General features: G+C 69.1%; 13 protein-coding genes. 2 read left to right on the forward strand and 11 right to left on the reverse strand.

Annotated elements, in window-relative coordinates:
- The 4 genes from modB to K307_RS29000 form a co-directional block, all read right to left on the reverse strand.
- The gene (gene modB, locus K307_RS28985; protein ID WP_042884309.1) at positions 1-714 is read right to left on the reverse strand and encodes a molybdate ABC transporter permease subunit; all 714 of its coding nucleotides are present in this window, start codon (positions 712-714) and stop codon (positions 1-3) included.
- Between the two features lie 18 nt (positions 715-732).
- Positions 733-1,515, reverse strand: a complete 783-nt coding sequence (gene modA, locus K307_RS28990) for a molybdate ABC transporter substrate-binding protein (protein WP_051975217.1) — start codon at positions 1,513-1,515, stop codon at positions 733-735.
- A 207-nt stretch (positions 1,516-1,722) separates the two neighbouring features.
- Positions 1,723-1,917, reverse strand: a complete 195-nt coding sequence (locus K307_RS28995; protein ID WP_042884313.1) for a DUF1059 domain-containing protein — start codon at positions 1,915-1,917, stop codon at positions 1,723-1,725.
- A gap of 74 nt (positions 1,918-1,991) precedes the next feature.
- Positions 1,992-2,933 (reverse strand): 2-hydroxyacid dehydrogenase, encoded by a 942-nt coding sequence (locus K307_RS29000; RefSeq protein ID WP_042884316.1) that lies wholly within the window; start codon positions 2,931-2,933, stop codon positions 1,992-1,994.
- A gap of 200 nt (positions 2,934-3,133) precedes the next feature.
- Between K307_RS29000 and K307_RS29005 the strand changes: the two genes are divergently transcribed.
- The gene (locus K307_RS29005; protein WP_042884321.1) at positions 3,134-3,694 is read left to right on the forward strand and encodes a nucleoside 2-deoxyribosyltransferase; all 561 of its coding nucleotides are present in this window, start codon (positions 3,134-3,136) and stop codon (positions 3,692-3,694) included.
- 42 nt (positions 3,695-3,736) lie between these two features.
- On the opposite strand, the gene K307_RS29010 is transcribed toward K307_RS29005, so the two are convergent.
- The 6 genes from K307_RS29010 to K307_RS29035 form a co-directional block, all read right to left on the reverse strand.
- Entirely contained in the window at positions 3,737-4,348 is a 612-nt protein-coding gene (locus K307_RS29010) for a PqiC family protein (protein ID WP_042884323.1), read from the reverse strand.
- Positions 4,345-6,000, reverse strand: coding sequence for an intermembrane transport protein PqiB (locus K307_RS29015; protein ID WP_042884325.1), 1,656 nt, complete (start codon positions 5,998-6,000; stop codon positions 4,345-4,347). The genes K307_RS29010 and K307_RS29015 overlap by 4 nt, the downstream gene beginning before the upstream one ends.
- Positions 5,987-6,724 (reverse strand): paraquat-inducible protein A, encoded by a 738-nt coding sequence (locus K307_RS29020; RefSeq protein ID WP_042884328.1) that lies wholly within the window; start codon positions 6,722-6,724, stop codon positions 5,987-5,989. The genes K307_RS29015 and K307_RS29020 overlap by 14 nt, the downstream gene beginning before the upstream one ends.
- Positions 6,721-7,476: a paraquat-inducible protein A gene (locus tag K307_RS29025; protein WP_042884330.1), complete on the reverse strand. Its 756-nt coding sequence runs from the start codon at positions 7,474-7,476 to the stop codon at positions 6,721-6,723. Before K307_RS29025 ends, K307_RS29020 begins: the two co-directional genes overlap by 4 nt.
- On the reverse strand, positions 7,476-8,696 hold the full coding sequence (locus K307_RS29030) for an AI-2E family transporter (protein ID WP_042884332.1): 1,221 nt from the start codon (positions 8,694-8,696) through the stop codon (positions 7,476-7,478). The genes K307_RS29025 and K307_RS29030 overlap by 1 nt, the downstream gene beginning before the upstream one ends.
- 1,042 nt (positions 8,697-9,738) lie before the next feature.
- Complete coding sequence (locus K307_RS29035) at positions 9,739-10,878, reverse strand: HPP family protein (RefSeq protein ID WP_042884333.1); 1,140 nt, start codon at positions 10,876-10,878, stop codon at positions 9,739-9,741.
- Positions 10,879-11,006: 128 nt separating this feature from the next.
- On the opposite strand from K307_RS29035, the gene K307_RS29040 reads away from it, so the two are divergent.
- Complete coding sequence (locus tag K307_RS29040) at positions 11,007-12,764, forward strand: chloride channel protein (protein ID WP_042884335.1); 1,758 nt, start codon at positions 11,007-11,009, stop codon at positions 12,762-12,764.
- 16 nt (positions 12,765-12,780) lie between these two features.
- On the opposite strand, the gene K307_RS29045 is transcribed toward K307_RS29040, so the two are convergent.
- Positions 12,781-13,203: an Lrp/AsnC family transcriptional regulator gene (locus K307_RS29045; protein WP_042884337.1), complete on the reverse strand. Its 423-nt coding sequence runs from the start codon at positions 13,201-13,203 to the stop codon at positions 12,781-12,783.
- Positions 13,204-13,317: the final 114 nt, after the last annotated feature.

Below are 13,317 nucleotides of genomic sequence, written 5' to 3' on the forward strand. Positions count from 1 at the left end.
TCAGCGAAGAGCGCGAGGGCGCAGGCGCCGGCGTTCGTAGAGGTGGGCGGGATTGCGCGCGGCCGCCGGCACCAGCCGCCCGGCGATTACCAGCAAGAGCACGCAGGTGACCGAGGTCACCAGCACCAGCAGGTTGGCGGTGTTGTCGTCACCGGCCTGCACGGCTTCATAGATGGCCACCGACAGCGTCTGCGTGCGCCCGGGCAGGTTGCCGGCGACCATCAGCGTCGCGCCGAACTCGCCGAGCGCGCGCGCAAAGGCCAGCAGCACGCCGGCGATGATGCCGCGCGCGGCCAGCGGCAGCGTGACGCGGAAGAAGATGCCGGCCTCGGGCACGCCCAGTACGCGCGCGGCGTTCTCGAGCTGATGGTCCACGCCTTCAAACGCGGCGCGCGCGGACTTGAGCACCAGCGGGAAGGCGACGATGGTCGACGCCAGCACCGCGCCCTGCCAGGTGAAGACCAGTTCGATGCCCAGCCGTGCCAGCCACTCGCCAAATACGCCACGCCGGCCCACCAGCACCAGCAGGTAGTAGCCCAGCACCGTGGGCGGCAGCACCAGCGGCAGCGTCAGCACCGCATCCACCACGTCGCGCAGCGGCGAGCGCCAGCGCGCCAGCGCCCACGCCGCGCCCACGCCGAGCACGGCGTTCAGCGCGGTGGCCCAGCCGGCCACCTTCAGCGACAGCAGCAGAGGTACCCAGACGGCGTCCATGGTTCGGGCAAGACTGCGTCAGGGCTTCTGGAAGCCGTAGCGCGACAGGATCGCCTGGCCTTCGGGCGAGGCGACGTAGTCGACGAACTGCGCGGCTTCCTTCTGCTGGCGCGACTGGCTGGTGACGGCGATGGGATAGGTCACCGGCGTGCGGCTCGGCACGCGTACCGCGACCTTGACCTTGTCCGGCATCACCGCCGCATCGGTGGCGAAGACAAAGCCGGCTTCGACCTCGCCGCGCGCCACGTAGTCCAGGCTCTGGCGCACGTTCTGCGCCGGCACGCCCTTGGCGGCGACGGCATCCCACAGCCCGGCCGCTTCCAGCGCGCCGCGCGTGTAGCGGCCCACCGGCACCGAGGCCGGGTTGCCGTAGGCGATGCGCTTGACCTCGGGGCGCGTCAGGTCCTGCAGCGACCCGATCGCCAGCTTGCTGTCCGATGGCACGATCAGTACCACCTGGTTGGCGGCAAAGTTGCGGCGCGAGGCCGGGGCGATCACCTTCTCGGCCTCGGCCTTGTTCATCGCTTCCTGGTCGGCCGAGGCGAACACATCGGCCGGCGCGCCCTTGATGATTTGCTGCATCAGCACGTCCGAGGCGCCGAAGTTGAGCACCACCTGCGTGCCGGGATGGGCGCGCTGGTAGGACTCGGCCAGCGTCTTGAAGGCGTTGGTCAGGCTGGCGGCGGCGGAAACCACCAGGTCGGCGCCGAAAGCGGGTGGGGCGGCGAGGGCCAGCGCGGCGGCGATGCCGGCCAGCAGGCGCGGCAGCATCCCGCAGCGGCGGGAACGGAAAGGGGACATCGGAAATCCTTGGGAAGCTCTGGCCGGCGGTACCGTGGGAGCGGCCGGTGGAGTGTCAGGCGCAATATAAGTCTGTATATAGCGCTGCGTCAATGATGCGCCATGACAGCTGTCATGGGTATTCGGCGTGACTTAAGTGCTGTATCAGGGGCTGCGAATGCACCCCGTGGCGGGGGCCGGCGCCCCCGGGCGCCAGCCTTGCCGGTTTCAGGCCGGCGGCGTGCCTTCCTTGAACAACGATTTCAACTGGCTGCGCAGCTCAGGGGTGTCCTGATGCTGGTGCACCGCCACCGCATGCTGGACCGCGGCTTCGAGCAGTTCGTCTTCGCTGTCGGCGCTCATCGCAACCGTGCAGTGGGTGTCGCTCGGGTACTCGCGGCAATCGATATACTTGCGTCCCATTTTGGCCTCCAGACACACCGGCCCGCAGGGTGAAATGAAGCCGGTGCATCCAGTATAGGCAGGGCGACAGGCCGCTACAGCACTGGCGTCAGCACCTTGCCGTTCTTGAGGAACGCATCCAGGTTCTGCAGCGTCAGCGCGGTCATGGCGGCGCGCGTCTCGTGCGTGCCGCTGGCCATGTGCGGGGCCAGCACGACGTTGTCCAGCGCCAGCAGCGCGGGCGGTACCTTGGGCTCGTCCTGGAACACGTCCAGCCCCGCGCCGCCCAAGCGTCCTTCAGCCAGCGCCGCCACCATCGCCGCCTCGTCGATCACGCTGCCGCGCGAGACATTGACCAGGATGCCTTTGGGCCCGAGCGCGTCGATAACCTCGCGCGACACCAGACCGGCGGTTGCCGGGCCGCCGACGCAGGTCACCACCAGGAAGTCGGCCCACGCGGCCATCGCCTTCAGGTCGGGCTCGAAGCGCCACGGCGCGCCCTCGCGCGGGCGGCGGTTGTTGTAGGCGATCTCCATGTCGAAGCCCTGCGCGCGGCGCGCGACGATCTCGCCGATGCGGCCCAGCCCCAGGATGCCGAGCTTCTTGCCCGACGCGCGCGTGGTCAGCGGGAAGCCGCCCTGCGGCCAACGCCCCGCGCGCACGAAGCGGTCGCCAAATGCAATGCCGCGCGCGGCGTCGAGCAGCAGGCCGAAGGCCAGGTCGGCCACGCAGTCGTTGAGCACGTCGGGCGTGTTGCTGACCTGGATGCCGCGCGCGCGGGCCGCGTCCAGCGCAATGGAGTCATAGCCCACGCCGAAGCTGACGATGGCCTCCAGCCGCGGCAGCGCCTCGATCAGCGCGGCGCTGCAGCCATGGCGCGCCGAGGTCACCACCACCCGCACCTGCTGGCCCTCGCTGCGCGCCCACGCCAGCGGATCGGCCTGCTGCCACAACGCGGCGGCGCCGTATTGCTGCTGGAGGGTGGCGTTGGTCTGCGGCGCGAGCGGGCCGACCTGGAGGATCTGGGGAGCGGACATGGGAAGAGCGGAAGTCGTTGGGATGATCGGGGCAGGGCGTCGGCCCTGACGGGCAATGGTAGCGCAGGGCCCCGTGCCGCGCAGGCGGCGGCAAAGCGCAGTGGATCTTGCGCGCGTGCAAGATTGTGCGATGTTCGGGCACGCCGCGCGGCACCGCCGGGTTATGCTGCGGGCGTCGTCTTTCCCTGACCCTACGTGCCATGAAAACCATCTACCTGGCTGGCTTCGACGTCTTTCGCAAGGATGCGCTCGCCTGGGGCGAGCATCTCAAGGCGCTGTGCGCCGCGCACGGCTTCACCGGCCTGTACCCGCTCGACAAGTCCGCGCCGCAGGGCCTGTCGGGCCCCGACGCCGCGCGCTGGATCTATGACGCCAATATCGTGCTGCTGCGCCGCGCCGACATGGTGATGGCCAACCTCGACGATTTCCGCGGGCCGGGCGAGCCGGATTCCGGCACGGCGTTCGAGGTGGGTTTCGCGGCGGCGCTGCAGAAACCTGTGTGGGGCTACAGCTCCGATACGGGCACGCTGCGCGAGCGTGCCACGGTCGTGATCGATGAGGAAGGACGGCCGCTGGATGCGCGCGGGTTCGTGGTGGAGGATTTCGGGCTCGGCAAGAACCTGATGCTGGCGTGTTCGGTGAAGCTGGTGCAGGGCGGGGCGGCGGAGTGCCTGGCGGCGATGGCCGCGGCGGACCGGCGTCGCGCCGCTGAAGCTGCCGCGCGGCGGGAGCGGGATCTGGCGGCGTGGGGGGATGACTGACGGCGCTGTCGTTTCTCTCTGGTCACCCCGGGCGCTTCCGGCTCACCGCAGCGACTGCACGCCGGCGGCAATATCCGCCGCCGTACTCGCCACGATCTCGCGATACGCCGCCACCACCCCATCCACCTCGCCCGGCGCCGGCAGCTCCGCCTGCGTCCGTCCGCTGACCACCTTGCCATCCGGCAATCGCCGCACAGTCCAGTTGATGGTGGCACCCGCCCGCTGTCCCACATCCGCATCGAGCCGCAGCACTTCGGTCGTGATGCGATACAGCGGCTGCACGTCCGACAATCCCTGCTGGTAGGTATCGACCGCCCCCAGCGTAGCCTGCAGCCGCTGCGACAGCGCATCGCGCAGCTCGTCCGGCAGCGGCGACGACCAGCGCGCCAGGTCGAGCAGGCGCAGGCTGGCGTCGCCGCCCGCGCCATCGCGCACCACCAGTTGCGGACGGTTGAGGCGCTCGGGCACGCGCACCGGCGCGACTTCGAGCCACAGCGTATTGGTGGAGGCCGCCGGCGTCGTTGCCGGCAACGTCGCCACGGCGGCGGGCCCCTGCGCCAGCGTGTAGTAGCGCGGCTCGGGCGAGGCGCAGCCAGCCAGCACGGCCGCGGCCAGCGCGCTCCCGAGGAGGCTGGTGAGAGTAAGTCGCTTCATCGGTCTTTCTCCGTCTTGCCGCGCACCAGCGCTTCGGGATGACGTTCGAGGTAATCGGTCAGTGTGCGCAGCGAGGTCGCGGTGCGCGTCAGTTCCTGCAGCATGCGGCGCGTGTCCTGCTGCAGCGGCGCGTCGGACGCGAGCGTGCCGTTGGCCGTGGTCAACGTCTTGCGCGCGTCCTGCAGCGCCGCCAGCACTTGCGGCGCGACGTCGCCGTTGAGCTGCTGCACCAGCTTGTCGGCCGTGGCCAGCGTCTGGTTCAGGCTCGCCACCGTCTTGCGCAGGTCCTGGCCGATCTGGTCGAACGGCACCTTGTCAATGCGGTTGACGATGTCGCCAACCTGCGCCTGCAGCTGGTCGAAAGTGCCCGGCGTGGTGGCGAATTCCGGGATCGGCGCGTCCAGGTCGACCTTGGCCGGCTCCGCCTTCGGGAAGAAGTCGAGCGCAACGTAGAGCTGGCCCGTGAGCAGGTTGCCGGTGCGCAGCTGCGCGCGCATGCCGCGCTTGAGCAGCCCCTCGATGATCTCTCTCGCGCGCGCGCGGTCCTGCACGTCGCGCTCGCGGAAGCCCATGCGCGACGGGTACAGCTCCACCACCACCGGCATGCGGAAGGCCTTCTTGTCGCGCTGGTATTCGATGCCGATCGAGCGCACTTGGCCCACGATCACGCCGCGGAAGTCCACCGGCGCACCCGGCGACAGCCCGCGCACCGACTGGTCGAAATTGAGCACGGCCAGCGTCGGCGCCAGCTCTTCCGGCTCCTTCATCGCCTCGGTCTGGTCGGCGGCCAGCAGGAACTGGGTATTTTCGGCGGCGGCCTCGGTGGCGGCGGTGTGGTCCGGCGCCTGGAAGGCGACGCCGCCCAGCAGCACCGTCACGAGCGATTGCGTCGACAGCTTGAGGCCGCCCGCATCGAGCTTCAGGTCCACGCCGCTGGCATGCCAGAAGCGCGAATCGGCGGTGACCAGCTTGTCATAGGGCTTGTTGACGAACACGCGCAGCGTGATGTCGCGCCCGTTGGGCTCAAGCTGGTAGGCCACCACCTGGCCCACCTGCACGCGGCGGTAGTACACCGGCGAGCCGATATCGAGCGAGCCCAGTTCCGAAGCGCGCAGCACAAACTGCTTGCCGGAGGCGTCGGTGGTCACCACCGGCGGCACTTCCAGGCCCTTGAAGTCGCGCGCGGATTCGCCCGACTTGCCGGCGTCGACGCCGATATAGGCACCGGACAAAAGCGTCTCCAGCCCCGACACACCGCTGGCGGCAAAGCGCGGACGCACCACCCAGAATTTGGTATCGGCCACGGCAAAGTTCTCGGCGTCCTTGGTCAGGTCGATCATGGCGATCACATGCGAGCGGTCGCGCGCCAGGCGCACCGACTTGACCAGGCCGATATCGACATCCTTGTAGCGCACCGCGGTCTTGCCGGGCGTCAGGCCCTCGGCGGTGCGGAAGGTGACGGTGATCTCGGGCCCGCGCGACGCCAGCGTATGCACCAGCAGCGAGACGCCGACCACGGCGGCGACGATCGGGATCAGCCAGACCAGCGAGGGGATCCAACGCGCGCGGCGCCGGCGCTCGGGCCGCGGCAGGCCCGGCGGTGCAGGCTGTCCAGGCGGCGGCGTGGAGGGTTGGTTGTCAGTGTCGGGCATTGTCATCTTCCAGCGAATCCCACAGCAGGCGCGGATCAAAGCTCAGCGAAGCCAGCATTGTCATTACCACCACCGTGGCAAAGGCGAGCGCGCCGCCGCCGGGGATGATGGTGGCCAGCGCCCCGGCCCGCACCAGCGAGGCCAGCAGCGCCACCACGAAAATATCGAGCATGGACCAGCGGCCGATCACCTCGACCAGGCCATAGAGCCGGGTCTGCTGCCGGATCCGCCAGCTCGAGCGGAAATGTACCGAAAGCAGCAGGAAGGTCAGGATCACCATCTTCAGCAGCGGCACGATGATGCTGGCGATCAGCACCACCACGGCCAGCAGGTGCGAGCCGGACAGCCACAGGTAGATCACGCCGGACAGGATGGTGTCCTGCTGCGTGCCGACGATGGACTGCGTGACCATCACCGGCAGCAGGTTGGCCGGAATATAGAGGATATAGGCCGCCAGCAGGAAGGCCCAGGTGCGCGCCAGGCTCTCTGGCTTGCGATGGTGCAGCGTGGCGCCGCAGCGCGGGCAGGGCTCGCCTTCGAGCGTGCGCGGGCTGACCTGGTCGCAGGCGTGGCAGGAGAGCAGCCCTAGGCGGCTGGCGGTGGGCACCTGCGGCAGCGGGGTGCGTTCGTCGTCGTCGGTGAGCTCTGCCACGACCTCGCGCGCGAGCTGGCGTGGGCGGGCCAGCCGGACCGGCTGCCGGGGCGGTTGCGGGGTGCCTGTCATCGGCCTTCCTCGCCCGGGATGCCGGCATCGCTGGCCGCGGGCTGCGCATCGCCGTCCGGCGGCTCCAGGTAGCGCCACAGGTCGCGCGGGTCGAACGACAGCATCGCCGCCAGCACGATCACCAGCGCCCCGAACGACCACAGCGCGATGCCGGGCAGCACGCGCGCCATGGTGGAGAGCTTCACCAGCGTGACCAGCACGCCGATCATGAAGACTTCGATCATGCCCCACGGCCGCGTCTGGCGGATGCCGCGCACGATGCGGTCGAAGCCGGCGGGCATGCGGTGCTGCGCCATCGGCACCAGCAGGTAGGCCATCATCAGCAGCTCGGCCAGCGGGAACAGGATGGTGGTCGCGAACACCAGGGCCGCCACCAGCGCCATGTGGTCGTCGTACAGCGCCTGCACCGCGCCCAACAGCGTGGTCTGGGTGCGCACGCTCTTGAGGTCCATCTCCACGATCGGGAAGGCGTTGGAGATCAGGAACAGGATCAGCGCGGTGATGACCAGGGGCAGCAGGCGGCGGTAGTGTCGGCGGCTCTCGCGGTAGAGCTCGCCGCCGCAGCGTAGGCACAGCGCGCGCTCGCCCGGCGAGATCGGCGTGCGCTCGTAGATCGCGTCACAGTATTCGCACGCCACCAGCCGGTGCAGCGCGGCGGGCGAGGTGTCGGGCAGGGTGCCGGGCGGGGTAGCGGGGGTACCGGGGGGATCGGGCGAGCTGCCGGCCGCCGGGGGCGCGTCGTGTACTGCCATCAGCCGGGATGCTTGCCGGTGGCGGCCGGCGGGACGTCGGGGTTGTCGACCACGGCCGGTGCGGAAGGGCTGGCCGGCACGGCCGAGGCGGCGGCAGGGGCGGCAGGGGCCGCGGCCGGGGTCGCGGCCGGGGTCGCGGCGATCGCATCGCCGGCGATCAGGTCTTGCTTCAGCTCGCCCTCCGAGCCGATGGTCCAGTCGCGCAGCAGCGCATAGGCCACTGCCAGCAGCGTCGGCCCGATAAACACGCCCAGGAAGCCGAACGCCAGCGCGCCGCCGAGCACGCCCAGCATGATCCAGATCAGCGGCAAGCCGGTGCCCTTGCTGATCAGCAGCGGCTTGACGATGTTGTCCGCCATGCTGACCACCGCCACGCCCCACACCACCAGGAAGATGGCCCAGCCGGTGGAGCCGGTATGGTACAGCCACAGCGCCGCCGGCAGCCACACCAGCGGCGGCCCGACGGGGATCACCGACAGGAAGAAGGTGATGAAGCCCAGGATGGCCGCGCCCGGCACGCCCGCGATCCACAGGCCGATGCCGGCCAGCACGGCCTGGATAAAGGCGGTGCCCAGCACGCCGTAGACCACGCCCTTGACGGTGCTGCCGGCCAGCTCCAGCAGGTGGTCGGCACGCTCGCCGGCAACGCGGCGCATGCCCGCGCGCAGCCAGGCGATGGCGAACTCGCCGCCGGTATAGAAGAAGAACGCCAGGATGATCGACAGGGCCAGTTGCCCCAGGCCTGCGCCGATCGAGAGCCCGGCGCCGAGCAGTACGTGGCCCACCGGCGCGATCAGCTTGCGCAGGTTGGCTACCATCTCGGAGTCGGCGTGGATCACGCTCTCCCAGGAGCTGTGCAGGTAGGCGCCGACGAAGGGCAGGCTGCTCAGCCAATCGGGCAGCTGTGGCAGGCCCTGCTCCACATAGCGGTCGACCAGTGCGGACAGTTCGTCCAGGTGCGCGGAGAAGCTGGCGCCGGCGTAGACGAACGGGCCCAGCACGATCACGGTCGCCAGCAGCACGCAGATCAGCGCCGCCAGGCCGCGCCGGTTGCCGAGCCAGCGCGACAGCACCGTGTATGGGTACCACGAACTGAAGGCCAGGATGGCGCCCCACAGCAGCGCCGTGGTGAACGGCGCGAGCACCAGCAGCGAGCCGCCGATCAGCACGATCAGGGCGAAAACCGCTGCGATTTTCTCGATTAACTGGCCGGAACTCATTGATGGCTCTCCCTGGGTCCGTCCGGGTGACGGAAACGGCGTAAATATAGCTTACGTCGCGGTGGGGCATCCGAATGGGTGGGGGTGGGTGCTTCAGGCGTCACCGCGGTGCGGGGTGTCCGGATGGGTCCACAGTGCCATAGGTTTGTGAGGTTGAACAGGTTGGGGATATGGCATGGTTGCTGGGTCAGTCGGTGATTGTTCGATGGCTGGTCGCTGCTGGTGACATGTTGTCGCTGTTGAACCGCTTGGTTCCGCCCTGCTGGGCGGGTCACTTTGTCCGAGCGACAAAAGTCACCAAAAGCGCGTCGCCTGAGCAGCTGGCTATCAAGGAGGCGGCGTTGGTAGGTCGGGCGGCGGTGATTTCCGTTCTATGCGGTCAGCCGTTCGAGCCTGCTACGCCAGGTGAGTCAGTGGCGGTGCCTTGCGAAGGGCCACTTTTGACCGATCCCCATGGAGGGCGTAGGCCGCCCACTAACACGGGCATCGCGTCAACGCCTACGGCTGCGCTGCGCGCGGCGCATCAGCTGGGGCGAGGCGCTGGCGCAGGGAAGTGCGTCGCTGCGCTCGCAGCGACGACGCCGGTCACGGGCTCAAGAACCATCGCTGGAGTAGAACGCGGTCGGTGGGTCAGCCACCATTGGACGCCGCGCGAAGCGCAGCCGAACGCCTTGATGCGATACGGTGCTCAGCAGGCGGCCACCACCCTGCCTGGGATCGTTCAAAAGTGGGTTAACGCCAGGCACCCCCACACACTCACCTGGCGTAGCAGGGTGGAATCGCGACCGCGCCTCACGGAAACCAAAGCCGCCTATACGACCAGAAGCGCCCCCTTGATAGCCAGCCGCTCAGGCGATGCGATTTTGGTGACTTTTGTCGCTCGGACAATAGTCACCCGCCCAGGAGGGCGGAACCAAGCGGTTCAAACAACGACAACATGTCACCAGCCGCGAAAGCCCTTGAATCCCAGCCGCACGAGCGGTCGAACAGCGACACATGTCACCAGCAGCGAGAGCCGCCGATCATCGACATTACAAGATCTTCAACCCGGCACCGCCATCACGCCGCTCTTGAGCAGCGCGGCCACCAGATCGGACTGCGTGACCATGCCGACCACGCGGCGGTGGTCGTCGATCACCGGCGCATGATGCAGGCCGCCGTCGGAAAACGCCTGGGCCAGTTCCACCATCGGCTGGTCGGCACGGGCGGTGACCACCGCACGCGTCATCAGATCCCGCACAGTCCCGGCCAGCCGCCGCGCCCCGGTATCTCGCTGCGCCGCAAAGAAATCGCTCTGCGTGATGATGCCTTCCAGCCTGCTGTTGGCGTCCACCACCGGTAGCGCCTTGATGCGGTGCCGCGACAGCAGGTGACCGGCTTCATGGGCGGGCTGGTCGGGCCGCACCGTGACCACGTCGCGCGACATGATCTCGCCGCACAGCACGTTGCCGAAGTGCCGGCGGTAGGCGCGCAGTTGCGCGGCCACCAGGATCTGCTCGAGGTCGTCTTCCTCGATGTCGAGGAATTCGCCACGTTGCTGCAGTGCCGCGTCCAGGTCGGCGCGGGTAAAGCCTATGCGCTGCGTCGGCGGCACGTCCTTGGTGCCATGCTGCATCGCGGGCTCCGGCGGGCGGTGCGGGTAGCGCCGCTGCGACAGGTTGTTGAAGGCCAGCGCCATCAACAGCAGCAGCATCGAATTGAACAGCACCGGCACGACCACGAAGCCGAAGCCCAGCGCACTGACCGCCGGCCCGCCGAACACCGCGGTGATCGCCACGGCGCCGCTGGGTGGATGCACGCAGCGGAACTGGAACATCAGCGCGATCGCCACCGCCACGGCCGTCGCCGCGGCCAGGCCGGGATCCGGGATCCAGCGCGCGCAGGCCACGCCGACCAGCGCAGCCAGCAGATTGCCGCCGATGATCGACCACGGCTGCGCCAGCGGACTCGACGGCACCGCGAACAGCAGCACTGCCGAGGCGCCCATCGGGGCGACGAACCAGGGGTTGAAGCCACCCAGGGTCTGGTGGCTGATCCACTCGGTGCAGAACAGGCCGAGCAGGGCGCCAATGCAACTCTTGAGGCGCTCGTGGCGGTTCGCGGCGACCGGCAGCGGGACGAAAGTGCGTAGCCAGGCACGGGCATTCTGCGCCAGGGCGGAGACGGCGGGGGCGGTTGGCATTCTTGTGACGGGGGGCGCTTTGGAATGGTGCACGTAATATATCACGCGGTGATATATTCGGTCGCCTTTGGTGCAGCGCATCCCAACATTGGCGCATCTTGCACCGCACAAGAGACAAGGAGCCCCCAATGTCGTCAGCCGCACCGTCCGAAAAGCGCGACTACACCGTCAACCGCCGCCTGCTGATGCTGTCCGTCATCGCGCTCGGCATCGGTGCCCTGAGCACCGTCGCGGCTGACGTGCTGGTCAACCTGATCCGCTTCTTCACCAACCTGTTCTTCTACCAGACACTGTCGCTGGCCGAGCGCTCGCCGGCCGGCCATGCGCTGGGCGCGTGGGTGATCGCGGTGCCGGTGCTGGGCGGGCTGATCGTCGGGCTGATGGCCCGCTACGGCAGCGACAAGATCCGCGGCCACGGCATCCCCGAGGCGATCGAGGCGGTGCTGTTCGGCAAGAGCAAGATGTCGCCGCGCGTGGCGGTGCTCAAGCCTCTGTCGTCGGGCATCGTGATCGGCAGCGGCGGGCCGTTCGGCGCCGAGGGGCCGATCATCATGACCGGCGGCTCGCTGGCCTCATTGCTGGCGCAGTACCTGCACCTGACCGCGGGCGAGCGCAAGGCGCTGCTGGTGGCGGGCGCGTGCGCCGGCATGACGGCAATCTTCGGCACGCCGGTGGCGGCGGTGCTGCTGGCGGTCGAACTGCTGCTGTTCGAGCTGCGCCCGCGCAGCCTGCTGCCGGTGGCGCTCGCGTGCGCGGTGGCGGGCTTCCTGCGCCCGCTGTTCTTCGAGGCGGGCCCGCTGTTCCCGCTGCAGACCGCCGCGGCCGGTACGCAGGCGCTGGCCTCGTGCGTGCTGGCCGGGCTGCTGTGCGGCGCGCTGGGCGCGGCCCTGACGCTGGCGCTGTACCGCACTGAAGACGCCTTTTCGCGTCTGCCCGTGCACTGGATGTGGTGGCCGGCGCTCGGCGGGCTGGTGGTCGGCATCGGCGGCTATTTCGAGCCGCGCGCGCTCGGCGTGGGCTATGACGTGATCGGCGACCTGCTGAACAACCGCATCGCCATCGAGATCGCCGTGGCGCTGCTGGCCGTCAAGGCCCTGATCTGGATCGCGGCGCTGGGCTCGGGCACTTCGGGCGGCGTGCTGGCGCCGCTGCTGATGCTGGGCGCGGGACTGGGCGTGGTGCTGGCGCCGTGGCTGCCGGGCGGCTCGCCGCAGCTGTGGGCGCTGGTGTGCATGGCCGGCGTGCTCGGCAGCGTGCTGGGCGCGCCGCTGACTGCGATCGTTTTTGCCTTCGGCCTGACCCATGACACGCCGGCGCTGCTGCCGCTGCTGCTGACTACCGCGGTGGCTTATGGCTTCTCGGTGCTGACCATGAAGCGTTCGATCATGACCGAGAAGATCGCGCGGCGCGGCCTGCATATCTATCGCGAATACGGCGTCGATCCACTCGAGCGCGCGCACGTGGACGAGTTGATGTCGCGCGAGGTGGTCGCCATCGACGCCGACCTGCCGGTGGCCGAGGCCATGGCGTGCTACTTCGGCGAGCATGCCGCGCATCGCGCCTATCCGGTGGTGGCGGACGGGCGCGTGCTCGGCATGCTGGAGCGCACCGCCATCCGTGGCCTGGCGGCGGGCGAGGTGCCGCAAGGCATGCGCTGCCGCGACCTGCTGACCACCCCGGCCCATGTGCTGCTGCCCGGACAGACCGCGCGCGCCGCCGCCGGCAGCATGGCGGCGCTGAGCGTGGCGCGGCTGCCGGTGGTGGAGAGCGTGGAAACCATGCGCCTGGCCGGGATCCTGTCCCTGCGTGACCTGCTTCGCCCCAGCGGTCATGTCCACCACGAGGAATCGCGGCGCGAGCGCCTGCGCGGGCGCGTCGCGGCCTGAGTAGTCCGCCCGCGCGCTACAGCTTGTAGGTCGACAGCAGGATGCTGGTCTCGGTGGCGCTGATGCCGTCGATCAGCCGGATCCGGTCCAGCGTGCGGTCGAACGCCTCCAGGTTGTCGGCGCGCAGCTCGGCAATGATGTCCCAGCGCCCGTTGGTGGTGTGCAGCGCCTGCACATTGGGCTCCCCGCGCAGCGCCTGCAGCACGGTACGGGCCTTATTGCCTTCCACGGCAATCGTCATCCACGCGCGGATTCGGTGTGCCTCGGCCTCGGGCCGCAGGCGCACCGTATAGCCGACGATCACACCTTCCTTTTCCAGCTTGTCGATCCGGTTCTGCACGGTCGCGCGCGACACGCGCAGCGCCTGGGCCAGCGCCGTGACGGGCATGCGCGCGTTGTCGCGCAGGAGGGACAAGAGCTGGTGATCAGTGGCATCCATGGCGGGGCGAAAGGGGTTGTTGGCGATTTGCCAGAGCGATCTGGCGATTTGCTGAATGGTAGGCGCAAATTGCGCAAGGTGCTGGCTATTAGTTAGCACCAGACTCCCCGAGAA

The sequence above is a fragment of the Cupriavidus necator A5-1 genome (genome assembly GCF_000744095.1).
Taxonomy (GTDB): Bacteria; Pseudomonadota; Gammaproteobacteria; order Burkholderiales; family Burkholderiaceae; genus Cupriavidus; species Cupriavidus necator_A.